The 23,253-nt window shown below is 66.4% G+C and carries 22 protein-coding genes; 17 read left to right on the forward strand and 5 right to left on the reverse strand.

Annotated elements, in window-relative coordinates; all coding sequences use genetic code 11:
* The first annotated feature begins 99 nt into the window (after nucleotides 1–99).
* The 6 genes from P5F91_RS24235 to P5F91_RS24260 all read left to right on the forward strand — a co-directional run bounded on the left by P5F91_RS24235 (nucleotide 100) and on the right by P5F91_RS24260 (nucleotide 6,831).
* Complete coding sequence (locus tag P5F91_RS24235; protein WP_145613903.1) at nucleotides 100–579, forward strand: carboxymuconolactone decarboxylase family protein; 480 nt, start codon at nucleotides 100–102, stop codon at nucleotides 577–579.
* On the forward strand, nucleotides 579–1,466 hold the full coding sequence (locus P5F91_RS24240; RefSeq protein WP_145613904.1) for a sigma-70 family RNA polymerase sigma factor: 888 nt from the start codon (nucleotides 579–581) through the stop codon (nucleotides 1,464–1,466). The genes P5F91_RS24235 and P5F91_RS24240 overlap by 1 nt, the downstream gene beginning before the upstream one ends.
* Nucleotides 1,467–1,583: 117 nt before the next feature.
* Nucleotides 1,584–1,970, forward strand: coding sequence for a hypothetical protein (locus P5F91_RS24245; protein ID WP_145613905.1), 387 nt, complete (start codon nucleotides 1,584–1,586; stop codon nucleotides 1,968–1,970).
* Nucleotides 1,971–2,153: 183 nt separating this feature from the next.
* A complete protein-coding gene (locus tag P5F91_RS24250) occupies nucleotides 2,154–4,388 on the forward strand; it encodes a TonB-dependent receptor (protein ID WP_277908497.1) in 2,235 nt (744 codons plus the stop codon).
* A gap of 140 nt (nucleotides 4,389–4,528) precedes the next feature.
* Nucleotides 4,529–5,152 (forward strand): cysteine dioxygenase family protein, encoded by a 624-nt coding sequence (locus P5F91_RS24255; protein ID WP_145613907.1) that lies wholly within the window; start codon nucleotides 4,529–4,531, stop codon nucleotides 5,150–5,152.
* A complete protein-coding gene (locus tag P5F91_RS24260) occupies nucleotides 5,152–6,831 on the forward strand; it encodes a rhodanese-like domain-containing protein (protein WP_145613908.1) in 1,680 nt (559 codons plus the stop codon). Before P5F91_RS24255 ends, P5F91_RS24260 begins: the two co-directional genes overlap by 1 nt.
* Nucleotides 6,832–6,864: 33 nt before the next feature.
* Here the strand turns inward: P5F91_RS24260 and P5F91_RS24265 are convergent, their stop codons facing one another.
* Nucleotides 6,865–7,857: a zinc-dependent alcohol dehydrogenase family protein gene (locus P5F91_RS24265; protein ID WP_145613909.1), complete on the reverse strand. Its 993-nt coding sequence runs from the start codon at nucleotides 7,855–7,857 to the stop codon at nucleotides 6,865–6,867.
* A gap of 119 nt (nucleotides 7,858–7,976) precedes the next feature.
* On the opposite strand from P5F91_RS24265, the gene P5F91_RS24270 reads away from it, so the two are divergent.
* Nucleotides 7,977–8,837, forward strand: coding sequence for a LysR family transcriptional regulator (locus P5F91_RS24270; protein ID WP_246134653.1), 861 nt, complete (start codon nucleotides 7,977–7,979; stop codon nucleotides 8,835–8,837).
* Between the two features lie 21 nt (nucleotides 8,838–8,858).
* Here the strand turns inward: P5F91_RS24270 and P5F91_RS24275 are convergent, their stop codons facing one another.
* Entirely contained in the window at nucleotides 8,859–9,737 is an 879-nt protein-coding gene (locus P5F91_RS24275; protein ID WP_145613910.1) for a nickel/cobalt efflux transporter, read from the reverse strand.
* A gap of 226 nt (nucleotides 9,738–9,963) precedes the next feature.
* Here P5F91_RS24275 and P5F91_RS24280 point away from each other — a divergent pair, with 226 nt between their 5' ends.
* The 7 genes from P5F91_RS24280 to P5F91_RS24310 all read left to right on the forward strand — a co-directional run bounded on the left by P5F91_RS24280 (nucleotide 9,964) and on the right by P5F91_RS24310 (nucleotide 15,527).
* Complete coding sequence (locus P5F91_RS24280; protein ID WP_277908498.1) at nucleotides 9,964–10,374, forward strand: CBS domain-containing protein; 411 nt, start codon at nucleotides 9,964–9,966, stop codon at nucleotides 10,372–10,374.
* Nucleotides 10,375–10,378: 4 nt separating this feature from the next.
* Nucleotides 10,379–11,005 carry a UdgX family uracil-DNA binding protein gene (locus P5F91_RS24285; protein ID WP_145613911.1) on the forward strand — a complete coding sequence of 209 codons (627 nt, stop codon included), beginning with the start codon at nucleotides 10,379–10,381 and terminating at the stop codon, nucleotides 11,003–11,005.
* 195 nt (nucleotides 11,006–11,200) lie between these two features.
* Nucleotides 11,201–11,428: a con-10 family general stress protein gene (locus tag P5F91_RS24290; protein ID WP_040845803.1), complete on the forward strand. Its 228-nt coding sequence runs from the start codon at nucleotides 11,201–11,203 to the stop codon at nucleotides 11,426–11,428.
* Nucleotides 11,429–11,545: 117 nt separating this feature from the next.
* Entirely contained in the window at nucleotides 11,546–12,760 is a 1,215-nt protein-coding gene (locus tag P5F91_RS24295; RefSeq protein ID WP_277908499.1) for a zinc-dependent alcohol dehydrogenase, read from the forward strand.
* 200 nt (nucleotides 12,761–12,960) lie between these two features.
* Nucleotides 12,961–13,281 (forward strand): con-10 family general stress protein, encoded by a 321-nt coding sequence (locus P5F91_RS24300; RefSeq protein ID WP_145613913.1) that lies wholly within the window; start codon nucleotides 12,961–12,963, stop codon nucleotides 13,279–13,281.
* A 139-nt stretch (nucleotides 13,282–13,420) separates the two neighbouring features.
* Nucleotides 13,421–14,269 carry an SDR family oxidoreductase gene (locus tag P5F91_RS24305; protein ID WP_145613914.1) on the forward strand — a complete coding sequence of 283 codons (849 nt, stop codon included), beginning with the start codon at nucleotides 13,421–13,423 and terminating at the stop codon, nucleotides 14,267–14,269.
* Between the two features lie 82 nt (nucleotides 14,270–14,351).
* Nucleotides 14,352–15,527, forward strand: coding sequence for a permease (locus P5F91_RS24310; RefSeq protein ID WP_277908500.1), 1,176 nt, complete (start codon nucleotides 14,352–14,354; stop codon nucleotides 15,525–15,527).
* 71 nt (nucleotides 15,528–15,598) lie between these two features.
* Here the strand turns inward: P5F91_RS24310 and P5F91_RS24315 are convergent, their stop codons facing one another.
* Together P5F91_RS24315 and P5F91_RS24320 are read right to left on the reverse strand one after the other, a co-directional pair.
* The gene (locus tag P5F91_RS24315) at nucleotides 15,599–16,279 is read right to left on the reverse strand and encodes a GNAT family N-acetyltransferase (RefSeq protein ID WP_277908501.1); all 681 of its coding nucleotides are present in this window, start codon (nucleotides 16,277–16,279) and stop codon (nucleotides 15,599–15,601) included.
* 19 nt (nucleotides 16,280–16,298) lie between these two features.
* Nucleotides 16,299–18,656: an Orn/Lys/Arg family decarboxylase gene (locus P5F91_RS24320; RefSeq protein ID WP_145613916.1), complete on the reverse strand. Its 2,358-nt coding sequence runs from the start codon at nucleotides 18,654–18,656 to the stop codon at nucleotides 16,299–16,301.
* Nucleotides 18,657–18,926: 270 nt separating this feature from the next.
* On the opposite strand from P5F91_RS24320, the gene ppk2 reads away from it, so the two are divergent.
* From ppk2 to P5F91_RS24335, 3 genes are all read left to right on the forward strand, one after another.
* Nucleotides 18,927–19,844, forward strand: coding sequence for a polyphosphate kinase 2 (gene ppk2, locus P5F91_RS24325; RefSeq protein ID WP_277908502.1), 918 nt, complete (start codon nucleotides 18,927–18,929; stop codon nucleotides 19,842–19,844).
* A gap of 587 nt (nucleotides 19,845–20,431) precedes the next feature.
* Nucleotides 20,432–21,802, forward strand: coding sequence for a hypothetical protein (locus P5F91_RS24330; RefSeq protein ID WP_277908503.1), 1,371 nt, complete (start codon nucleotides 20,432–20,434; stop codon nucleotides 21,800–21,802).
* 56 nt (nucleotides 21,803–21,858) lie between these two features.
* Nucleotides 21,859–22,095 (forward strand): DUF2795 domain-containing protein, encoded by a 237-nt coding sequence (locus P5F91_RS24335; RefSeq protein WP_145613919.1) that lies wholly within the window; start codon nucleotides 21,859–21,861, stop codon nucleotides 22,093–22,095.
* A gap of 73 nt (nucleotides 22,096–22,168) precedes the next feature.
* Here the strand turns inward: P5F91_RS24335 and P5F91_RS24340 are convergent, their stop codons facing one another.
* Nucleotides 22,169–22,774: a cysteine hydrolase family protein gene (locus P5F91_RS24340; RefSeq protein ID WP_277908504.1), complete on the reverse strand. Its 606-nt coding sequence runs from the start codon at nucleotides 22,772–22,774 to the stop codon at nucleotides 22,169–22,171.
* Between the last annotated feature and the right edge of the window lie 479 nt (nucleotides 22,775–23,253).

Raw genomic sequence — 23,253 nt, forward strand, 5'->3', positions numbered from 1 at the left:
ATGCGTGGGGCCGGAATTTTTTCAGGCCCCATGTCACACGGCCATGACGCCATCTCGTCTTTGGGGCATGCGATGACGCATGACCTGATGGAGATGACGATGAGCACCCACACCCCCCGCATCAATGACGCATTCAAGCTGGCGCCCGAGACCATCAAGGGGCTGCTGGCGGCCAGCAACGCCCTCAAGGCCAGCGGGCTGGAGCCGGCGCTGCTGGAACTGGTGAAGATCCGGGCGTCGCAGATCAATGGCTGCGCCTTCTGCCTGCACATGCACGTCACCGACGCCCGCAAGATGGGGGAGACGGAGATGCGCCTGCATCTGCTGAACGCCTGGCGGGATTCCTCCCTGTACACCGATCGTGAGCGTGCGGCGCTGGCCTGGACGGAGGCGTTGACCCGCGTGGCCGACACCGGTGCGCCGGATGAGGATTACGCCCTGGTGCAGGCCAACTTCACCGAGGCGGAGCAGGTGCAGCTGTCGCTGGCCATCGGCATCATCAACCTGTGGAACCGCCTGCAGGTAGGCTTCCGCGCCGCCCATCCGCCGGTGGCGCCCATCCAAGGGGCGGCCGCCTGATGAACGGCGGGGACACCACCGCGATCTTTCAGGCGCACCGGCCCCGGCTGGTGCGCCTGGCCTACCGCATGCTGGGCTCCCTGGCGGAAGCCGAGGACGTGGTGCAGGAGGCTTACCTGCGCTGGCGGCAGGCGGATCACGCCGCGGTGGAGGTCCCCGCCGCCTTCCTGTCGCGCATCGTCACCCGCCTGTGCCTGGACACGCTGAAATCGGCCCGGGTGCGGCGGGAGACGTATGTCGGCGCCTGGCTGCCGGAGCCCTTGGCCGGCAGTGACGAGGAAGCGGGGGAGGATGACCTGACCCTGACCCTGATGATGGCGCTGGAGCGGTTGTCGCCCCTGGAACGGGCGGCCTTCCTGCTGCATGACGTGTTCGGCGTGGCGTTGGACGAGGTGGCGGGCACCCTGCACCGCGATGCCGCCGCCGTGCGCCAGCTGGCCGTGCGCGCCCGCCGTCATGTGCAGGAGGCGCGCCCCCGCTATCCCGTGGCGCCGGAGGAGGGGGAGCGCATCGCCCAGGCCTTCTACGCTGCATCCCACCTGGGTGATGTGGACACGCTGCGGGGCCTGTTGGCGCAGGACGTGGTGCTGCGGGCTGACGGCGGCGGCAAGGTGCACGCCTTCCGCAACCCCATCGTCGGGGTGGAGCGTATGGTCCGCCTGTTCGCCAGCCTGTATGCCAAGGGGGAATTCCAGTCGGCCGCCTTCATCCGGTCCATGCGCATCGACGGCCTGCCGGGCTATGTCAGTGTGGAGCGGGGCACAGCGCTGCAGACCACCGCCTTCGAGATCGAAGACGGCCGCATCACCGCCATTTACATCACCCGCAACCCCGACAAGCTGGTCCGGATTGCGCAGGCGCTGGGGCTGGCCGGCGTGACCCCATGAATGGGCGAACCTGGGCACGACGGGAATTGTGAAGGTCTGAATCTGACCTGCCCTGTGCTTGCGTCGTGGTCGCTTTCATTGCATCCTCCCGTCGCAAATCTGGGGGAGTTTTGCGCTATGACTCATCGCATCCTGATCGTCGGGCAGGATCCCGACACCGTGGACTTCACGGCACCGGGGATCATCCCGGGCATGACGGCTGACAAGGTTCGCGCGGGCGTGACTGCGTCCAAGCAGTCGCTGGAGGACCAGGGCTACATCTGCGACAACCTGTATGTTCAGCCCGCCCCCGCCGTGGCGGAGACGGAAGTCACCGCCGCCTTGTCCCGCGCGACCTATGACGTGGTGGTGATCGGTGCCGGCATCCGCAACCCGCCGGCCAACCTCATCCTGCTGGAAACCGTCCTGAACACCATCCACCGCGTGGCCCCACACTCCCGTATCGCCTTCAACACCCGGCCGGATGACACCGACGCGGCGGCGGTAAGGTGGCTTGGGCGATAGGGCCCATCCGGTTCCAAGGGGCGGCCGCGTCGCCGTCTGCCCTAACGGCAATGACTGTGATATTGGAAAATATCACAGTCATTTGACGGGCAATCACTAATCACATAAGCAAATCTCGTTTTTATGGAACTGTGAAATACGCGAAACGAATGCTTCCCCATTCGTTTCGCGGAGCACTCTTCCATGGTTCGCCGGGCCTCGTTTTCCCCCGTTGCCGTTTCTTCGTTGCTGCTGGGGATTGCCCTGTGCGCGCTGACGGCATCCGCGTCAGCCCAGACGGTCCCGGCGCCGGTGGCCGAGGTGGCGCCGGACCTGGACACCAGCGGCGGCGGCATCGCCGATATCGTGGTCACGGCGGAAAAGCGCCAGACGCGGCTGCAGGAAACGCCCATCGCGCTGTCGGCCTACACCGGCGACGCCATCGCCGATCAGCACATCAGCACGGTGCGCGACCTGGCGGGCCTGGTGCCCGGCCTGACGGTGCCGCGCGGCGGCATCACCCCGACGACGCAGCTGTTCTTCCTGCGCGGCATCGGTGAGACCGACCCCATCTTCGACCCCGCCATCGCCCAGTACGTGGACGACGTCTACATCCCGCGCTCCATTGCCGCCTCCCCCCTGTTGGCGGAACTGGAGCGGGTGGAGGTCTTGCGCGGGCCGCAGGGCACGCTCTACGGCCGCAACACCAGCGCCGGCGCCATCCGCTACATCACCCGCGACCCGAATGACGAGGTGCGGCTGTCGGTGGACGCCGGGGTCGGCACCTGGGGTGCGTTCGAGACTCACGGCTACGTCTCCGGCCCCCTGATCGCCAACAAGCTGTACGCCAGCCTGGCCTACGGGCATGAGCAGCACGACGGCTACACCCGCGACCCCACCATCAACAAGGACGTGAACGACCTGAACGTGGACAGCGCCCGCGCCAAGCTGAAGCTGCAGGCCACGGACGACCTGGACATCCAGCTGACCCTGGACGCCAAGCGCGACCGCTCCACCACCGCCTATTACACGCCCAAAAACCAGCCGGGCGGCGGCTTCGACCCGTCGCTGTCGTTCGCGGAACCGCAGCCGCAGAACAACTCCAACTCCGGCGGGGCGGCGCTGCGCATCACCCAGGCGCTGGGCGACAAGCTGACCCTGAAGTCCGTGACTGCCTACCGCCTGTTCGGCCAGGCGCCCGTCGCCTACGACAACGACGGCGAGGCGGCGGTGAAGCAGGTGAACTACATCCGCTATTACGAGAATGAGCTGACGCAGGAATTCCAGGCCAACGGCAGTTGGGGTCCGCTGGACTTCACCAGCGGCCTGTTCTACCTGCACGAAAATTTCTCCAGCGACCGCAACGGTTTCAGCTATCCCAGCCTGGCCAACCCGCCGCAGGACCAGGTGGGCAACACCAAGACCGACAGCTACGCGGCCTATGGCCAGGGTGACTACCACGTCACCGACAAGCTGACCGGCACGGTGGGCCTGCGCTACACCATCGAAAGCCGCGACTTCACCTATCGGCAGTTTGACGACACGCCGGACGGCACGCGCATCACCGATGCCGCCGGCAACCCCATCGTGCCGGCCACGGCCACCAACAAGGCCGGCGCCTTCCAGGCCAAGTCGGACGCGACCTGGTACTCGCTGACGCCCAAGTTCGGCGTCTCCTACCAATGGACGCCGGACCTCCTGACCTATGCCAGCTATTCCAAGGGCTTCAAGGCTGGTGGCTTCGACAACCGGGCCAGCGCGCTGATCAACGCCCAGCTGCCCTACCAGCCGGAAAAGGTCGAGACCTATGAGGTGGGTGTGAAAAGCCAGTGGTGGGAGCGGCGGCTGCTGGTCAACCTGGCACTTTACTACAACGACTACACGAACCTGCAGGCGACGGCGACCGATCCCGCCACACTGCGCTCCCGCCGTCTGAACGCGGCGTCGGCCCATACCGAGGGGTTTGAGCTGGAGACCACCTTCCAGCCCTTCGATGGCCTGCGCTGGGACAATTCCGCCAGCTACACCCTGGCGCTGTACGACCAGTTCCCGAACTACGCCGGCATCGGCACCAGCGCCAGCGGCAACCGGCTGCCCTACGCCCCGCGCTGGACCTTCCGCACGGCCCCGACCTACACCCTGCCGCTGGCGGTGCCGGGCCAGGCGCAGGTAGGCGTGGACGCCCAGTACCAGACGCTGTCCTACGCCGACGTCGCCAACTCCTGGCAGGTGGCCATCCCGGCGCAGTGGAACATAAACCTATTCGCCAAATACACGACCGAGGACGAGCGCTGGACCTTCTCCGCCACCGTCCGCAACCTGGCCGACCGCCGCCTGCCCCAGGGCGGCAGCTATTCCGCCTCCGCCGCCGGCACGGTCTGGTACTACGTGGAAAGCCCGCCGCGCACCGTGTTCTTCAAGGTGGGGTATAAGCTGTGAGGCGCAGGTCTGCTAAGCTTCCACCAGCGGACCACCGGGCCTCAAGGCCACCTTCAGAAAAACTCGATTTCCCCGGCTATGGTCCAACCTCTACGGTTGCTGTCCACCCACCCATTGATGCCACCAGGCGGAGGGACGAGATGAGCGAGACCACCAACCCTGAGGCGCCGGCGCGGCTGCGTACCTTCGTCGGCCGGCTGGACGCGATCCTGGATCAGCGCCTGCCCGAGGGCGCGTTGCTGGATCAGGCGCGGGATGCGCTGGCGGAACTGGTGGCCCAGGACGACTGGCTGCCGGCCGCCTATGCTGAGCCCGACCCGGTGCGCTATCGCCAGTTCCTGCTCTATGCCGATCCCGATGGACGCTATTCCGTCGTCAGCTTCGTCTGGGGGCCGGGGCAGGAGACGCCGGTGCATGACCACACCGTCTGGGGCCTGGTGGGCATCCTGCGCGGGGCGGAATATTCCCAGCGCTTCGTCGTGGGGTCGCGCGATGAGCTGGTGGCCATCGGCCCCAAGCAGCGCTTGGAGGCTGGGGAGGTGGAGACGCTGTCGCCCCAGGCGGGCGATATCCACCGCGTAACCAACGCCCACCTGGACCGCACCTCCGTCAGCATCCACGTCTATGGCGCCGATATCGGCCAGGTGCGGCGCTGGGTCTACCCGGCGGAGGGACCGCGCAAGCCCTTCATCTCCGGCTACAGCAACGCCGGCGCCACCCCCGCCTTCGCCGTCACCCGCACGCCGGCCCTGGAGCACGCCTGATGTCCTTCGCCCCCTCCGCAGCCGCCGCCGTCCCCCCCGAGGACGTCCGCTTCCATCTGATCGCCCGGCGCGAACTGGCCCTGCTGGACGTGCGGGAGGAGGATCCCTACGCCCAGGCCCATCCGCTGTTCGCCGCCAACCTGCCCCTGTCGCGGCTGGAGCTGGAGGTGCTGGACCGCGTGCCCCGGCGCGATACCGCGATCGTGCTGTATGATGCGGGGGAGGGGCTGGCGGAGCGGGCAGCGGCCACACTGGGGGCCTTGGGCTACACCAACGTCCGCCTGCTGGCCGGCGGCCTGGAAGGCTGGCGTGCCGCCGGCTACGAGATCTTCCGCGACGTGAACGTGCCGTCCAAATCCTTTGGCGAATTGGTGGAGACGGAGGCGCACACGCCCTCGCTCAGCGCGCCGGAGGTCAAGGGCCTGCTGGATGAGCAGGCGGACGTGGTTGTGCTGGACAGCCGGCGGTTTGAGGAATACCGCACCATGAGCATCCCCACCGGCACCAGCGTGCCGGGGGCGGAGCTGGTGCTGCGCGCCCGCACTCTGGCACCCGACCCCAGCACCACCATCATCGTCAATTGCGCCGGCCGCACCCGCAGCCTGATCGGCGCCCAGTCGCTGCGCAACGCCGGGGTGCCCAACCCCGTCTACGCGCTGCGCAACGGCACCATAGGCTGGACCCTGGCCGGCTTTACCCTGGAGCATGGGCAGGAACGCCGCTTCGGTGCGGTGGACAGCGCGGCTCAGGAAGCGGCCCGTACGGCAGCCCGCGCCGTGGCCTATCGCGCTGGTGTGCGCCGCCTGTCTTACACCCAGCTGGAGGCGCTGGAGGAGCCGGGGCGTACCCTCTACCGCTTGGACGTGCGCACGCCGGAGGAGTATCAGGCCGGGCATCTGCCCGGCTTCCGCGGCGCGCCGGGCGGCCAGCTGGTGCAGGAGACGGACCATTCCGCCCCGGTGCGCGGCGCCCGCATCGTGCTGTTCGACACCCTGTCGGTACGCGCGGACATGAGCGCGTCCTGGCTGGCCCAGATGGGGTGGGAGGTGCTGGTGCTGGACGACGTTCCCACGTCCGCCCTGACCGCCACGGGGCCGTGGCGGCCCACTCTGCCGCCGGTGCCGGCTGCGGAGGCCATACCGCCCACTCATCTGGCGCGGCTGCTGGCGGCCAATCTACCGAATGGGGGCGGCGTCACCCTGTTGGATGTGGGCCCCAGTCCGGCCTATCGGCGGGGCCATGTCCCGGGGGCCCGCTTCATCATCCGCGCCCGGCTGGCGGCGGACCTGCCGGCGGCGGCGCGCCAGGGCACCATCGTCGTGACCTCCCTCGACGGCGTCGGCGCCCGCTTCGCCGCCGTTGACATCCAGGCCCTGACGGGCCGGCCGGCATTGGTGCTGGACGGGGGCACGGCCGCATGGACGGCCGCCGGCCTGCAGCTGGAAACCGGGGAGGGCGCCTACCTGTCCGCCCCTGATGATGTCTACCGCCGGCCCTATGAGGGCACTGATAACGCGGTGGAGGCGATGCAGGCCTATCTGGATTGGGAGTACGGCCTGGTGGGCCAACTGCGCCGCGATGGCACCCACGGCTTCTTCGTCATCCCACCCTCGCGTGAGGCCCACGACACCCCTGAATCGCTGTCGCCACATTTGGCCCATGAAGGGCACGGACGCTGACAGCGGGCCGGCGCCGCCCTTCAGCCGCCCGTCTCAGGCGATCGAGACGACGATCTTGCCCTTGGCGCTGCGGTCGGTGATAGCGGTGTGGGCCCCGGCCGCGCTGTCCAGGGTGTAGGTGCGCGGGTCCAGGCGGGGCAGCAGCTTGCCGGCCTCGATCAGGGTGGTGACCTGCGCCAGGATTTCGCCATGGTGGGCGCGGTCCAAGCCGGTCAGCAGCGGCGCCAGGGTGAAGACGCCGGAATAGGTCGCCCCCTTGAAGGACAGGGGCGCCAGGGGATGGCTGCCCCAACCCAATGCACTGACCACGTGGCCGAAGCGGGCCACCGCCTGGAAGGACGCATCCAGCACCGCGCCGCCGTTGGTGTCGTACACCAGTTCGAAGCCTTTGCCGCCCGTCAGCCGGCCCACATAATCCGCCACCGTTTCGGTCGCGTAATCGATGGGCGTGGCCTCGAGGCTGCGCACATATGCGGCATCCTCGGCGCTGGCCGTGGCATAGACCTTGGCCCCCAGGGCGCGACCGATCTGCACCGCCATGTGGCCGACACCGCCAGCGCCGCCCTGGACCAGCAGGGTCTGTCCGGGCCGCACCTTGGCGCGGTCCACCAGCCCTTCCCAGGCCGTAATGGCCACCAGCGGCAGGGCGGCGGCCTCGCGCATCGTCAGGTTGGCCGGCTTCAGCGCCAGCAAATCGGCATCGACCGCGGCGTACTGGGCGAGGGAGCCCTGGAGCCCGCCCACGCCGCCGGTCATGCCGTAAACCTCGTCACCCGGGCGGAAGGTGGTGACGCCGGGGCCCACCGCCTCGACCACGCCGGCCAGGTCCAGGCCCAGGACGGCGGGCAGGGGGTGGCGGGCATGGGCGGCGGCGCCGGCCCGGATCTTGGTGTCCAGCGGATTGACCCCGCTGGCCTGGATGCGGACCAGCACCTGGCCTGGGGCCGGCTGGGGGCGCGCGACGTCGGTGATGCGGAAGGGGCCGTTCTGCGTCTCGACGATCGCGGCCTTCATGGTGGTTGTCATGGCGGTCTGCTCCGGTTCGGGGGCGCCTTCATCGGCGCCAACAAACGTTGCGCCCAACCGCGATGCATGGAAATCTTAAGAAATGTACGAATGTCATGCAGTTTTGTTTGGGTGAGCTTATGCGCGTCCTGGAGTGGAGTGACCTGCCCATCTTCCTGGCCATCGCCCGGGAGGGTACCTTGGGCGCCGCCGCCCGTAAGCTGGGCCAGACGCAGCCGACCATGGGCCGGCGCCTGCGCGCGCTGGAGGAGGCGGTGGGTGCTGCCCTGTTCCAGCGCACCAGCGACGGCTTCGTCCTGACCGATGAGGGACAGGCCATGCTAGGTCCCGCCCTGCGCATGGAGGAGGAGGCGCTGGCCCTGCAGCGCCAGCTGGCCGGCAGCGTCGGCGGGCTGGAGGGCATGTTGCGTGTCTCCTGCTCCGACTGGTTCGGGGTGGCGATGCTTTCCCCCGTGCTGGCCGAATTCGCCGGCATGCATCCGGCCGTGGTGGTGGAATTGCTGACCGACCCGCGCCTCTACAGCCTGCCACGGCGTGAGGCGGATTTGGTCATGCGCATAAAACCGTTTGATGAGCCGGAGGTCATCGCCCGCCGGCTGGTGACCATCCCCTATGGCCTCTATGCCAAGCCCGGCCTGTGCAATCCGGTGGCGGGCGATGGTGCGGGTTGCCGGCTGGTGTTGATGGACACGGCGTTCGGCGGCATGCCCGACGTTGGCTGGGTCACCCGCTTGCTGCCCAAGGCCGCCGTGGTGTCGCGCAGCAACAGCCGCGAGGTCCAGGCCCGACTGTGCGCCCTCGGGGCGGGCCTGGCGGTGCTGCCCCGGCCCTTGGGGGACAGCACGCCCGGCATCGCCCTGGTCGATTTGGGCGAGGCGCCGCCCAGCCGCGACACCTGGATCGGCTATCACCGCGACCTGCGGCGCCTGCCGCGTCTGCGGGCGCTGTTCGACCTCATCGTCCAGCGCCTGGCCAATTGAAGGCCTAAGCCCTGTAACCGCTCAGGGCAGGGCGCTCCAACCCTGCCAGCCGATGGAGAGGCCGACCAGGATGATCAGCGCGCCGGAGGCATAGGGCGCCCGGCGGGCCAATACGGCGAAGGCGGCCCCCCAGCGGCGGGAGGCATGGCGCATGCCCAGCGCCGCCACGACGCCCGCGCTGACCATGGTCAGGGCAAGGCCGATGCTGAAGCATAGCACCAGCGCCACGCCGAGGCTGACCTGCTTCAACTGCAGGCACAGCAACAGCACGGTGATGGCGGCGGGGCAGGGGATCAGCCCGCCCGTCAGGCCGAACAGCACGATTTGGCCCGTGGTCACCGTCCGGTTGGCGAAGCGCCGCTGGATGTCGGCGGCATGTGCCAGCTCATGCGCGTCCAGATAGCCGGCGACGCCCAGATCCAGCCCGCCTGCCGTGTGGCGATGGTCGTGAGCGTGGTGGGCGTGATGATCATGGTCGTGCCCGTGATCATGCCCGTGATGATGGTCATGGTGGTGATCATGTCCGTGGCCCTGATGGTGGCCTGCTTCCTCCAGTTGGGCGCGCCGGGTGCGCCACAGCATCCATAGGGCGACGGCGATGATCAGGATGGATGACGCGATCTGGAAATAGGGTTCCGTCGTCTCGGCGTTCCAGCTGCGGCCGAAATGCAGGCCGGCCAGGGCCACGGCCCAGACCACCAGGGTGTGGGACAAGGTGGCGGACAAGCCCAGCAGCACCGCCTGGGAGACGGTGCCTCGGATGGCGATGATGAAGGCCGCCATCATGGTCTTGGAATGCCCAGGCTCCAGCCCATGCAGCGCGCCCAGAAGGATGGCGCTGGGAATAAATAGCCAGGCGTTGCCGGCCCCCTGCTGCAGCAGGTCGGAAAGCGGCGTCATGGGCGGGTGCCGAGGCGATGGGCATGCGTCATGGTGGGCTAAACCTATCCCCCCCGAGGGGATATGGCAAGTCCTCGGCTTGGTGCCGGGAACACCCGCCCGGCCTGGGCGTTGAGGCAGTGAGCCCAGCCCCAGTCCCTTCCCCCAGCCCTTACCCCGCGGATGCTGCCCAGGGATGCCGGTGCGGGGGACGGGCCACATGTCAACCCAGGCGAAGGAGTATGCGATGCGGATCCAGGAAATCATGTCCACCAACGTGAAGCTGGCGACGCCGGACCAGAAGCTGCGCGAGGCCGCGCGGCTGATGTCCGAATGCGACATCGGCGCCATCCCCGTCGGCCAGGGCGATCGCCTGGTCGGCATGATCACCGACCGCGACATCACCATCCGCGGCGTCGCCGAGGGGCGCGGCCCCGACGCCACGGTGGGCGAGGTCATGACCCCGCAGGTGTGCTACTGCTACGAGGACGAGGATGTGGAGCAGGTCTGCCACAACATGGTGAACGTGCAGATGCGCCGCCTGCCCGTACTGAACCGGGAAAAGCGCCTGGTCGGCATTGTCGCGCTTGGCGACCTGGCGCTGCGCGCGAGCGCCACCGCCGGTCGGGCCTTGAGCGGTATCTCCCAGCGGGACTGACATCATGGATCGCGACCTGGCCGGTCTCGCGGCCAGTGCCGCTGACTGCCGCCGGTGCGACCTTTACCGCGACGCCACCCAGGTGGTGTTCGGCGAAGGGCCGGTGGACGCCCGCCTGGTGCTGGTGGGCGAACAGCCTGGCGATCAAGAAGACAAGGCCGGCCGTCCCTTCGTCGGTCCAGCGGGACGTGTACTGGACGAGGCGCTGGCGGCGGCCGGCCTGGAGCGGGACGACCTTTTCGTCACCAACGCCGTCAAGCATTTCAAGCATGAGATGCGCGGCAAGCGCCGCATGCATCAGCGCCCCAACCAGGGGGAGGTGGAGGCCTGCCGCTGGTGGCTGGGTCGTGAGGTGGCGCTAGTCCAGCCCGCCGTCATCGTGGCCTTGGGCGCCACCGCGGCCCGGTCACTGATGGGCCGAACCGTCGCCCTGGTGCGTGAGGGGGGCAAGCCCCTGGCCTGGGCCGACGGCCGGCCTGGCATCGCGACATACCACCCCTCCGCCGTGCTGCGAGCCTGGGATGATGCCGCCCGCGCCCGCACCTATGACGCCCTGGTGGCGGCCCTGCGGCAGGCGCGGGGCATGGTGGGAGCCCAAGACAGTAAAAATGGAATAAAGGCCGGAATTTAAGCGGGGCTTGAGCTTGTCTATATTCGGAGCTTGAGCTTATCTATATTTGAAAATGCAGTAAATCTGGGAAAAATCTGGAACCGAGACGGGGTTGGCAGTCTTTAACAGGTATCCAGCGCATGAACCGCGTTGGACGTCTTGGCGCCAACGAATGGACGCCAGGGCTGATATCCCGAAGCAGAATGGAGTGATCCAATGGCTTCCAACACCTCGAACCGCGGCTTCGCGTCCATGGACGACGACAAGCAACGCGAGATCGCCGCCAAGGGCGGCTCCAGCGTTCCGGATGAGAAGCGCAGCTTCTCCCAGGATCATGAGTTGGCCGCCGAGGCGGGCCGCAAGGGTGGCCAAGCCTCCGGCGGCAATTTCGCCCATGATCGGGAACGTGCCTCCGAGGCGGGCCGCAAGGGCGGTCAGCACTAGAGACACCTGCATGCCTGTTCATGAGTGATCGTTCGTGAGTGAGGGGCCGGGCCTACGGGTCCGGCCCCGTCTTTTCCGCCGCACAGGCCTGTCCATTCGACCATAAGGAACCGCCCCATGAAGGCCGTCGTCTTCCACGATATCGGCGACATCCGGCTGGAAGAAGTGCCGGAGCCCCGTATCCAGGACCCCACCGATGCCATCATCCGCATCACCGCCTCCGCCATCTGCGGTACCGACCTGCACATGGTCAGGGGCACGTTCGCGGGCATGCGTCCGGGCACCATCCTGGGGCATGAGGCGGTGGGCGTGGTGGAGGAGTTGGGGCCGTTGGTGCGGAACTTTGATGTCGGCGACCGGGTGGTGGTCGTCTCCACCATCGCCTGCGGGTCCTGCGCCTACTGCCGCGCCGGTTATTTCGCCCAATGCGACGTGGCAAACCCTGGCGGCAAGCGGGCGGGCACGGCCTTTTTCGGCGGCCCCGGACCATCGGGCCCCTTCCACGGGCTGCAGGCGGAAAAGGCCCGCATCCCATATGCCCATGTCGGCATGATCAAGCTGCCGGACGAGGTCAGCGACGATCAGGCCATCCTCATTTCTGACATCTTCCCCACCGGCTGGTTCGGCGCCGACATCGCGGAGATCGAGGACGGCGACACGGTGGCCGTCCTGGGCTGTGGTCCCGTGGGGCAGTTCGCCATCGCTTCGGCCAAGCTGATGAACGCCGGTCGGGTGATTGCCGTGGACCGGCGGGAGGACAGGCTGGCCATGGCACGGCGGCAGGGCGCGGAATGCGTGAACTTCGAGAGCGAGGATCCGGTCCAGACCATTCTGGACCTGACCGGCGGCATCGGCGTGGACCGCGTCATAGACGCAGTAGGCGTGGATGCGGAACATGCGCACGACGGGCCGGCTGCGTCGGCCGCGCGCGACCAGGCGGACCAGAACTTGGCGGATGTGGAGAAGGTGGCGCCCGTGCGGCATCCCAAGGATGGCAACTGGCATCCGGGCGATGCGCCGTCCCAGGCGCTGCAGTGGGCGGTGGAGGCGGTGGCCAAGGCGGGCACCATCGCCATCATTGGTGTTTATCCACCGGCCATGGACCGCTTCCCCATCGGCCAAGCCATGAACAAGAATCTGACCGTCAACATGGGCAACTGCAATCATCGCCGCTATGTCCCGCACCTGGTGGAACTGGTGCGCACGGGCGCCGTCGACCCCAGCGCCGTCCTGACGCATGTCGAGCCTATGACCGGGGTTATCGAGGCCTATCGGGCGTTCGACCAGCGGCGAAGCGGCTGGGTCAAGGTGGAGTTAGAGCCGGCCAAGTGAGCGATGTGATAATCAATTCAAGAGATCGTCAAACTATAAGCGAAGCTACGGCTTAACTATATTTATAATTGCGGTTATTTTTAAATAACGACCGGAACCTCTATGGGCATTCGCGCTTATATGCGGGCGCCGTGAAGAAAAAGCACCCGGCCGATGGGCAGGACCGGGCGCGGCGCATCGCTGACATAAGAGAGGATGTCATGACCAAGGACAGCAACACCCGCGGCCGCGGCTTCGCTGCCATGGATGAGGGCAAGCAGCGGGATATCGCTAGCAAGGGCGGCTCCAGCGTGCCGAACGAAAAGCGCAGTTTCTCGCAGGATTCCGGATTGGCAGCGGCCGCCGGCCGCAAGGGGGGGCGGAACGTTCCCGACGAGAAGCGCAGCTTTTCTCAAAACCGAAGCCTGGCGGCCGAAGCGGGCCGCAAAGGCGGCCAGGCCTCTGGCGGAAACTTCGCCAATGATCCCGCACGCGCGGCCCAGGCGGGGCGCAAGGGTGGCGCCAGCCACGCCCATCGCTGACGGAAGCTGAGCGGTCGTTGGATATCGGCCACGCCGACGGATCTGCCGTCGGCGTGGCCGTCAGTCCCTCTGGAACCCCGCGCCGCACCGCGCAGTTCACTTTCCCCCAGCCGCATGGCCGAATGGTAGGAGCATATCCATGGACGACGCCATCCCCCCACAGCAGCAGAACCACCAGCCGGGCCATGAGCGTGAGATGACGCCGGCCCCGGATTATACCCCGCGCTTTCCCGGCGCCGGCCGGCTGGCGGACAAGGTGGCGCTCATCACCGGCGGTGACAGCGGCATCGGCCGCGCCGTGGCCGTCCTCATGGCCCGCGAGGGGGCCGATGTCGCCATCGTTTACCTGGATGAGCATGAGGATGCGGCCGACACCGTGACGCTGATCGAGGCCGAGGGCAGGCGCGGCCTGGCCATCGCCGGCGACGTGGGATCGGAATCCTTCTGCAAGGAGGCGGTGGACAAGGTGGTGGCCACCTTCGGCAAGCTGGACATCCTCGTGAACAACGCCGCGGAGCAGCACACGGCCGAGGGCCTGGGCGACCTGACGGCGCAGCAGCTGGAGCGCACCTTCCGCACCAATGTCTTCGGTTACTTCTTCATGTCCAAGATGGCGCTGCAGCACATGCAGCGTGGCGGCGCCATCGTCAACACCACCTCCGTCACCGCCTACAAGGGCAGCCCGCACCTGCTGGACTATTCGGCCACCCGTGGCGCCGTGCTGGCCTTCACCCGGTCCCTGTCACAGTTGCTGGTGGAGGCTGGCATCCGTGTCAACGCGGTCGCGCCCGGCCCCATCTGGACTCCGCTCATCCCCGCCTCCTACGACGCGGACAAGGTGGCGGAACATGGCAAGAACACGCCCATGGGCCGTCCCGGCCAGCCGAATGAGGTCGCCTCCTGCCACGTCTTCCTGGCCAGCGATGAGGCCTCCTACATGACGGGGCAGGTCATGCACCCTAACGGCGGCACGGTCGTGAACTCTTAAGCCAGCCTACGGGCGCGCTGGAGACGCGCTGGGGAGGGGACGGATTGCCCCCCGGTTAATCCAAGGAAAGCGGGTGGCTGGCATGGATGAGATATGGCATGCGCTGGCGATGGCATTCGCCATGGGCTGGCAAATGCTGTGGGCGCTGATCCTTGGCTTCTTCCTGTCCGGCGCCATCCAGGCCGTGGTGTCGCATCGGGAGATGGGCCGGCTGTTACCAGACGATCGCGCCCGCAGCATCGCCGTCGCCACTGGCCTGGGCGCCGCCTCGTCCTCCTGCTCCTACGCCGCCGTCGCCGTGGCCCGGACCATTTTCCGCAAGGGCGGCGATTTCACCGCCGCCATGGCTTTCCAGTTCGCCTCCACCAACCTCGTGCTGGAACTGGGCATCATCCTGGCGGTGCTGATGGGCTGGCGGTTCACTGCGGCGGAGTTCGTTGGTGGCCCCCTCATGATCCTGATACTGGTCGTGCTGTTCCGCTTGCTGCTTTCCCGCGGCCTGGTGCAGGCCGCCAAGGCGCAGGCCGAGAAGGGCGTTGCCGGCCGCATGGAGGGGCATGCGTCCATGGACATGGCGGTGACGGAAGGTGGGGGTGTCCTGCGCCGCCTGGTTTCCGCCCCCGGGTTCACGGCCACCAGCCATTACTTCGTCATGGACTGGGTATCGCTTTGGCCGGACATTGTCATCGGCCTGCTCATCGCCGGCGCCTTGGGGGCCTGGGTGCCGAAATCCTTCTGGGAGGGCTTTTTCCTGGCCGGCCACCCGCTGCTGGCCAAATTGATCGGGCCCTTGGTCGGCCCCCTCGTCGCCATCATCGCCTTCGTCTGTTCCGTGGGCAATGTGCCGCTGGCGGCCGTGCTATGGAACGCCGGCGCCAGCTTTGGCGGTGTGATCGCCTTCATTTTCGCCGACCTCATCGTGCTGCCCATCCTGGACATCTACCGCCGCTATTACGGCCTGAAAATGGCGGCCTTCCTGCTGGTCACCTTCTACGTCGCCATGGTGGGCTCAGCCTTGGCCGTGGAGTTCCTGTTCCAGGCGCTGGACCTGGTGCCGGAGCAGCGGACGGCCCAAGTCGTCGCCACCGGCATCAGCTGGAATTACACCACCGTCTTGAACATTGTCTTTTTGGGGCTGGCGGTGATCCTGGTTTGGCGCTTCATGCGCACGGGCGGGCCGGGGATGATCCGCGCCATGGATGGACCCTCGCCGCACGCCCATCCTGGTGCCCGAGCATCGCATCCACCAAGTGGATGAGGACGCACGGCACATCCAGGGGGCCGGCCAGCACCCCGGCCATGTCACCGCCGCCCCGATTGCCCAAGTTTTTACGGCTTATGGGTGCACTCTTCCTGCCCACCCTCCGGTCCGATGGCGCGCTGCAGCATCACAGTGTCGGTCCATTTCCCAAAGCGGAAGGCCACGGCTGCCAGGTAACCGACCTGGCGGAAGCCGCAGGCCTCATGCAATCGCAGTGAGGCGACGTTGGAACTGTCGACATAGCCGATCATCTGGCGGAAGCCGGCGGCGGCGCATTCCTGGATCAGGGCGGGCAGCAGCGCCCGGCCGATGCCGCGATGCAGGCGGTCGGGATGAATATAGATCGAATGCTTGACCGTGAACCGGTAGGCGGGGCGCTTGCGGAACAGCACGGCGTAGGCGTAGCCGACCACGACGCCATCGATGGTGGCGACCAGATGGGGCAGCTTGTGCTTGCGCATGTTCTTGCGCCGCGCCTTCAGGTCCTCGATGTCGAACGGTGTCGGTACGAAGGTGCCGAGGTTACCGACGCCATGCCCGATGTGATGCCGGTAGATGTCGAGCATGGCCGGCACGTCCTCGTCATTCGAGTGCCGCAGGACGATGGGCGACGGCAGCGTCCCCAGCGTGGACGAGGCCCCAGGCGTGGACGAGGCCCCAGGCGTGGACGAGGCCAGGTCCTGGCTGGCGCCAGGATCCTGGTTCATGCTGGGAATGGGCCCGGGAAAGGGCATGGAAGAGTCGGTCATGGCGGACATTCCGGCACGCTCACTCCTGCATCACATAGGTATAAAACCGCATCGACCCATCCGGCTCGATCTTGCGATAGAGCCCCTGCACCTCGTTCTCGAAGCCGGGGAACAGGTTGGCGCTCTGCTCGAACATCTTGAGATAGTCCAGCATGGGCTTGGCCCGCGCGTCCAGGCGCTCGCCCGGGACGATGGTGGCGATGCCCGGCGGATAGACCAGGAACAGGGTGGTGGCGATGCGGCCGTCGATCTCGCTCAGGGGCAGGTAGTCGACCTTGTTGCGCACCAGGCTGCGCGCCGCCTCATGGGGGGGCACCACCATTTCCGGCAGGTGCTCGGGCGCGAACTGCTTCTGCTGCAGTGCGCTGACGTTGATGTCGCGATAGAAGGCGTGCATTTGGGCGCACAGGTCGCGCAGGCGCACGCCCCGGTACCGCTGCGGCCAGCGGGTGACGAAGCGGGGCATGACGTCGTCCAGCAGGGCGTTGTCGTCATGCAGACGCTTGAACGCCGCCAGCGCACTCAGCAGGGTGCCGGCTTTGCTGGACTCCACGCCGGGCGTCAGCAGGAACAGCAGGGAGTTGAGGTCGTTCTTCTCCGGGACGACGCGGTTCTCGCGCAGGTATTGGGCCACCACCGGGGCCGGGATGCCATGGTCGCTGTAGGTGCCCGTCCGCCGGTCGAACCCCGGCGTCAGGATGATCAGCTTGTTGGGGTCGGTCATGGCCAACCCCTCGGTCACATGGCTGAAGCCATGCCAGGTCTCGCCAGGCGAGAAGGACCAGTACCGCGCGTTGGTGGCCAGTTCGTCGGTGCTCAGGCTTTCCCAGGGCACTTCGTGAGCCGTCTCCTCGGGGCCGGAGCCCGGGGGCGAGACGACGTCGGGAATGAAGGGCTCGAAGAACCAGCGGCGCGCGGGATCGGTTTCCTTCTGTTCGTACTCGCGGCGCAGGGCCCGCAGCTTCTTGCGCAGCTCGATGCCCAGCCGGACGGTGTCATCCCAGAGGATGGTGCCGGAGCGCCCCTTCATCATCTGCGCACCCACGTCCAGCGAGGCGAACAGGGGATAGAAGGGGGAGGTCGAGGCGTGCTGCAGGAAACTTTCGTTGAAGCGGCGATGCTCCACCCGGCGCTTCTGGCCCTTGATGTGCCGGTCGCGGACATGAATCTGCGAGGCCTGGGAGAAGCTGGCCAACTGCTTGTGTGTCGACTGCGTGGCGATGATGCCGGGCGCGTCCTCACCCAAATCCTTCAGCCCCATGGCGAAGCGACCGGCATAGAGGGGGTGGAACTTCATGAAGCCGGCCCAGGCCTCATCGAACAGGATGTATTCGCACAGGTGGCCGATCCGGTTCAGGATCATCTCCGCACTGTAGATGGTGCCGTCGTAGGTGCATTGCTCGATGACGGCGACGCGGAAGGGGCGGGGCTTTTTCCACGCCTCGGGATCGCTCACGTGCGGGTTCAGCCGGATCTTCTCCCGGATCGCCGCCTCGTCCAGCGCCTGGCTCTGGATGGGCCCGATCATGCCGTAGCAGTTACGGTCCGTTTCCAGGTAGATGGGAATGCCGCCGCTGATCAGCAGGGCGCCGTGGTGGGCGGCCTTGTGGTTGTTGCGGTCGAACAGGACCAGGTCACCCTCCGCCACCAGGGCGCCCAGCACCACCTTGTTGGAGGAGGAGGTGCCGTTCAGCACGAAATAGGTCTTCTCCGCCCCGAAGATGGCGGCGGCCTCCTTCTGGGCCCTCAGGGCGGGGCCTTCGTGCGTCAGCAGGTCGCCCAACTCGATGACCGAATTGTCCAGGTCGTCGCGGAACACCGCCTCGCCCAGATGTTCAACGAAAATCTGCCCAATGGGGCTGCGGCTGTAGAAGATGCCGCCGTTGTGCCCCGGGCAGGTCCACAGCTGGTTGCCCTCCTCGGCGTAATCCACCAGCGCGCCGAAGAAAGGCGTCTTCAGCGTGTCGGCATATTTCTTGAGGCGGCTGATCAGGTTGCGGGCAATGAACTCCGGCGTTTCCTCCGACAGGAAGATGTAGCCGTCGATGAAGTCCAGCACCTCCACCGGGATGTCCTCCAGGCGCTTGCGACGGACCAGGATGACGATGGGCATGTCCAGGCCGCGGCGGCGCATCAGGTTGATCAGGGCCGCCGTCTTACCCTCCAGCCCACGCTTGCCCCAGTCCACCACCATGCAGCCGATGGCGGCGTCGGTCTGGACGGCGATCTCCGCGTCCTCGACCCGCCGCGCCTTGACCACCTCGATGCCGTCGTCCTCGATGGCCGCGATGATTTTCTGAAGCCGCATGCCTTCCAGGTCATCGGCGTCGAAGCCGGGGGCGCAAAGAAGAACAGTGAAACGCTTAAAGAAATCCATTGCCAAGCCATCCTTTGTTCAAAGCACGCTGTCGGATCATTTAATGACAATTACGTGACGGTCTCGCCCCCTACCTTTGGACCGCACCGCAGTATTATCTTAAGCCACAGCGTTTCGCTTAATACAAACGCTACCGCATGGCGACCAGGATCAAAGCCATCCGCTCTCGCGGCGGAGTGTTTGTTGCGTCCGTAAGGTCCGCCATCTCGGGCTTTGTCACCAAACTGCAAACGCTTCCAGGTAACCGTTTGGGGACCAGGAGGACGACACATGACCGAACACGACAAGACCGAGACCCGCAGCTGGCTGGACATCGAGCTCGAAGACGATATGGACGAGGAGCTTGAGCAGGCCGTTGACGATGTGCGCATCCCGCCCGAACTGCGCGCCCTGATGGAAAGGCGCCAGAAGAGCACCCTCGACCGTCACACCTATTTCCGCGAGCTGCTGCGTCTTCAGAGCGAGCTGGTGAAGCTGCAGGACTGGGTGCGTTTCAAAGGCCTCAAGATGGTAATCCTGTTCGAAGGCCGCGATAGCGCCGGGAAGGGGGGCGCCATCAAGCGCATCACCCAGCGTGTCAATCCGCGCAGCTGCCGGGTGGTGGCGTTGCCGGCGCCGTCCGACCGCGAGAAGACCCAATGGTATTTCCAACGGTACGTCCCGCACCTGCCGGCCGCCGGTGAGATCGTGCTGTTCGATCGCAGCTGGTACAACCGCGCCGGTGTCGAGCGCGTCATGGGCTTCGCCACAGATACCGAGGTCGAGGACTTCTTCCGCGACGTGCCGGAGTTCGAGCGCATGCTGGTGCGCTCTGGCATCATCCTGGTGAAGTACTGGTTCTCCATCACCGATGAGGAACAGCAGTTGCGCTTCCTCATGCGCATCCACGACCCCATCAAGCAATGGAAGCTGTCGCCCATGGACCTGCAGTCCCGCGTGCGGTGGGAACAGTATACCATGGCTAAGGAGGACATGTTCGCGCGCACCAGCATTCCCGAGGCGCCCTGGCACATCGTGGAAGGTAACGACAAGAAGCGCGCCCGTCTCAACCTCATCTCTCACCTGCTTTCGGTCGTTCCGTATGAGGAGGTCCCGCATGAGCCCGTGACGTTGCCGGACCGGGTGTTCAATCCGAACTACGAGCGGCACACGCTGCCGGCCGAACTGTACGTGCCGCAGCGCTACTGATCGGGGTCCCCTGACCGGAAAGCGGAGACCTGGCCGGGGACCTTGCCCCAGCCAGGCCGTTCTGGCCGTCCAACCGGTATCCGGCCAGGTTCGACAGTAAATCCCTTGAGCGGCGGGCCCTTCAACGCGCCTTCGTCTTGGCGGTACTGAATAATTCCGATAGGCGCGGAACCCCCGCCAAGCTGGATTCTTATATGCCCATGCCGTCATTGACACGGCGGCTTGGCCTCGGCAGTGCCCGGATCGCTGACTGCCTGATCCGGGTTGCCGATGGTGGCTCCGCGATCTCTCCAAACTGCTCTTGGGACAGGCCACGCTGGACCGCCAGCGTGGCCTTTTTTGTATGGCCGTCAGGGCTGACGACGTGGTGAAAAGTAATTAAATGATAACGAAGCGAAAGCGTCGCAATAAAATTGTTTCTAAATCAAATATTTATTTGGATTTCCCATGAAATGAGGGGCGTTGACCGATAAAAATTCACCCTATGCGGAAAAAATGAAGGATCGATTTCCGTCCGGGGGCGTTGTTTGACGGACCGGGCATGGCAGTCACCTGCCCGGCCTATCGGATAAGCCAGGAGGAAATTCATGGCACGAGAACAATACGAGGATCCGCGCCGCCAGTCCCGGGCTCCCCAGGGTGGACGCCGGGATTACAACGATTATGAGGACGATCGCCGCCATGCCGGTGGCCGCGACGATGACGACGATGATGGCTACCGGTCCGGTGGCGGCAGCCGGCGTGGCCATTCCGAAGACGTCGGCCAGGGCGGTTATTTCGGCGATCCGCGCGGCCATTCCGAGATTGGGCGCCGGGGCGGCGAGGTCCGCCATGAGCGGGCGATGCGCGCCCGTCGTGATGAGGAAGGCCATGCGGAGGACGAGGGCCAGGGCGGCTACTTCGGCGATCCGGAAGGGCATTCGGAAATCGGTCGCCGGGGCGGCCAGGTTCGCCACGAACGGGCCATGCGCGCCCGCCGGGACGAATACGGCCACGCGGAGGACGAGGGCCAGGGCGGCTACTTCGGCGATCCGGAAGGGCATTCGGAGATCGGCCGCCGGGGCGGCCAGGTTCGCCACGAACGGGCCATGCGCGCCCGGCGTGACGAATACGGCCACGCGGAGGACGAGGGCCAGGGCGGCTACTTCGGTGATCCGGAAGGGCATTCGGAAATCGGCCGCCGGGGTGGTCAGGTTCGCCATGAACGGGCCGTGCGCGCCCGCCGGGATGAATACGGCCACGCGGAGGACGAGGGCCAGGGCGGCTACTTCGGCGATCCCGAAGGCCACGCCGAGATCGGCCGCCGTGGTGGCCAGGTCCGCCACGAACGGGCGATGCGCGCCCGGCGTGACGAATACGGCCATGCTGAGGACGAGGGCCAGGGCGGTTACTTCGGCGATCCCGAGGGCCATGCGGAGATCGGCCGCCGGGGCGGCCAGGTCCGTCACGAACGGGCGATGCGGGCCCGCCGGGATGAGGAAGGCCATGCGGAGGATGAGGGCCAGGGCGGTTACTTCGGCGATCCCGAAGGCCATGCGGAGATCGGCCGCCGGGGCGGCCAAGTCCGCCACGAACGGGCGATGCGGGCCCGGCGTGACGAGGAAGGCCACGCCGAAGACGAGGGCCAGGGCGGCTACTTCGGCGACCCGGAAGGGCACGCGGAGATCGGCCGCCGGGGCGGCCAGGTTCGCCATGAACGGGCCCAGCACGCCCGGCGCGACGAGCGCGGCCACGCCGAGGATGAGGGGCAGGGCGGCTATTTCGGTGATCCCGAGGAGCACGCCGAAATAGGCCGCCGCGGCGGGCAGAGCCGCCGGGCCAGCAGCCGGGATGATGAGGACGACGCCCCCGAGCGCAAGACGCGCTCCCGCTCCTCCAGCAGCCGGTCCTCTTCCTCCTCTTCATCGGAAGATGAGGACAAGCCGAAGACGACCCGCCGTCGCAGTAACGTGCATTGATCCTTGAAGGACGGGGCGTTCGCGCCCCGTCCTCCCCTTGGGAAGGGAGAGCAGACATGACGCGAGGACTGGGCGGTCACTCGCCCGCCAATGTGGCCCATTTTCTGAAGGGCATCGATTTTCCGGCCGACAAGCAGGCGCTGATCCGCAAGGCCAAGGAGAATGGCGCGGAGGGTGAGGTGCTGGAGATGCTGGAGGCCATGCCGGACGCCGATTATGAAACGGCGGCCGACGTGATGAAGGGGTATGGTGAGGCGGACGACGGCACCTTCGGGTCGCGGCGCAGGCACTGATGGCCTGATGGCATTTACCTGAGCGGGTTGGGCGGATACCGGCGGGGTGTCCGCCCTTCTTGTTTCAGGAATATCAATGCGCGGGCCAACCGCTCAGCAGTTCGTCGGTGGTCAGGGTAATGACCTGCTGGGCGAAACGGGTGCGGTACAGGGTCAGCACGGCATCATGCGACGTGTCGACTGAGCTGCAGACGGCATCGGTCACCACGCAGACGGGATAGCCGAGGTCGATGGCATCCAGCACCGTGGCTAGGACGCAGACGTCGGTCTCGCATCCGGTGACAACCAGGCCATCGGCCCCCCGCTGGCGCAGCAGGGACGCAAGCGTGCTGCGGATGAAGGCGGAATAGACCGGCTTGTCCACCACGGCGGCCGGCGGGCATAGCCGGGCCAGGGGCGCCAGCAACTCCAGGGCGTCGGGGGGGAGATGGTCCCGGGTGGCGTGACGCCAGCGTTCGTAATAAGGACGCCAGGTTCCGGGCATGGTTTCCGGCGTCCGTGGCGGGATGAAGCGGGTGAAAACGGTACGCATGGGAAAGCGTTCGGCGATGGCCGCCACCATCGGCAGGATGCGGGGCAACCAGGGGGTAGGCCAGGGACCAGCGGGGTGTTCCGGTGAGAACAGCCGCTGCATGTCCAGGCAGAGGTGTACGGTGGCTGGCGTCGGCATCCAGTTCATGGCGGCGCTTCCCGATCACATTGGCGACAACGGGCGTGGGCAATGAACCATGTAACGCGGCCCCGCGCCCCTTGAACTCGGCGGGTCGCCAATTGTTCACCGTGACGCGACCGGTTCAGGACGGCCATGCTGAAGCGGCCCTGGCCGGGCCGCGGACCTATGCGCCCAAAGATCGGAGTCGCCGGCGGCGGCCCGACTGCAACCGGCATAATATAAACTAAAGGTTATAATAGACGGTCTTGACCGGGTTTCGGGAGCGGAGGCCAGCTGGTGCATTAGGATAGCTTGTCCCGTTGAGCGGGGTGGCTGTCGGACCGCGGCGCACCCTTGGCCCCGGGGGAAAACGTTTAAAAAGTGGTAAAGGCTTCGCGCAAATGGTCGTCGCATATTGCGGCATTTTTCTCACATTTCGCTACTACGTACGCAAGGGGTACCGCCAAGTAGCTGGGCCTCACCCATTATTTTATAAGTTGTTATTA

The organism is Nitrospirillum amazonense (genome assembly GCF_029594735.1).
Classification (GTDB): Bacteria; Pseudomonadota; Alphaproteobacteria; order Azospirillales; family Azospirillaceae; genus Nitrospirillum; species Nitrospirillum amazonense.

Bases quoted from the DNA above. Each gene is read 5' to 3' on its own strand.
- P5F91_RS24240 (WP_145613904.1), top strand. From the start codon at position 579: ATGAACGGCGGGGACACCACCGCGATCTTTCAGGCGCACCGGCCCCGG.
- P5F91_RS24280 (WP_277908498.1), top strand. From the start codon at position 9,964: ATGCGGATCCAGGAAATCATGTCCACCAACGTGAAGCTGGCGACGCCG.
- P5F91_RS24335 (WP_145613919.1), top strand. From the start codon at position 21,859: ATGACGCGAGGACTGGGCGGTCACTCGCCCGCCAATGTGGCCCATTTT.
- P5F91_RS24250 (WP_277908497.1), top strand. From the start codon at position 2,154: ATGGTTCGCCGGGCCTCGTTTTCCCCCGTTGCCGTTTCTTCGTTGCTG.
- P5F91_RS24330 (WP_277908503.1), top strand. From the start codon at position 20,432: ATGGCACGAGAACAATACGAGGATCCGCGCCGCCAGTCCCGGGCTCCC.
- P5F91_RS24270 (WP_246134653.1), top strand. From the start codon at position 7,977: ATGCGCGTCCTGGAGTGGAGTGACCTGCCCATCTTCCTGGCCATCGCC.
- P5F91_RS24295 (WP_277908499.1), top strand. From the start codon at position 11,546: ATGAAGGCCGTCGTCTTCCACGATATCGGCGACATCCGGCTGGAAGAA.
- P5F91_RS24245 (WP_145613905.1), top strand. From the start codon at position 1,584: ATGACTCATCGCATCCTGATCGTCGGGCAGGATCCCGACACCGTGGAC.
- P5F91_RS24285 (WP_145613911.1), top strand. From the start codon at position 10,379: ATGGATCGCGACCTGGCCGGTCTCGCGGCCAGTGCCGCTGACTGCCGC.
- P5F91_RS24265 (WP_145613909.1), bottom strand. From the start codon at position 7,857: ATGACAACCACCATGAAGGCCGCGATCGTCGAGACGCAGAACGGCCCC.
- P5F91_RS24305 (WP_145613914.1), top strand. From the start codon at position 13,421: ATGGACGACGCCATCCCCCCACAGCAGCAGAACCACCAGCCGGGCCAT.
- P5F91_RS24315 (WP_277908501.1), bottom strand. From the start codon at position 16,279: ATGACCGACTCTTCCATGCCCTTTCCCGGGCCCATTCCCAGCATGAAC.
- P5F91_RS24290 (WP_040845803.1), top strand. From the start codon at position 11,201: ATGGCTTCCAACACCTCGAACCGCGGCTTCGCGTCCATGGACGACGAC.
- P5F91_RS24310 (WP_277908500.1), top strand. From the start codon at position 14,352: ATGGATGAGATATGGCATGCGCTGGCGATGGCATTCGCCATGGGCTGG.
- ppk2 (WP_277908502.1), top strand. From the start codon at position 18,927: ATGACCGAACACGACAAGACCGAGACCCGCAGCTGGCTGGACATCGAG.
- P5F91_RS24320 (WP_145613916.1), bottom strand. From the start codon at position 18,656: ATGGATTTCTTTAAGCGTTTCACTGTTCTTCTTTGCGCCCCCGGCTTC.
- P5F91_RS24300 (WP_145613913.1), top strand. From the start codon at position 12,961: ATGACCAAGGACAGCAACACCCGCGGCCGCGGCTTCGCTGCCATGGAT.
- P5F91_RS24260 (WP_145613908.1), top strand. From the start codon at position 5,152: ATGTCCTTCGCCCCCTCCGCAGCCGCCGCCGTCCCCCCCGAGGACGTC.
- P5F91_RS24235 (WP_145613903.1), top strand. From the start codon at position 100: ATGAGCACCCACACCCCCCGCATCAATGACGCATTCAAGCTGGCGCCC.
- P5F91_RS24275 (WP_145613910.1), bottom strand. From the start codon at position 9,737: ATGACGCCGCTTTCCGACCTGCTGCAGCAGGGGGCCGGCAACGCCTGG.
- P5F91_RS24340 (WP_277908504.1), bottom strand. From the start codon at position 22,774: ATGAACTGGATGCCGACGCCAGCCACCGTACACCTCTGCCTGGACATG.
- P5F91_RS24255 (WP_145613907.1), top strand. From the start codon at position 4,529: ATGAGCGAGACCACCAACCCTGAGGCGCCGGCGCGGCTGCGTACCTTC.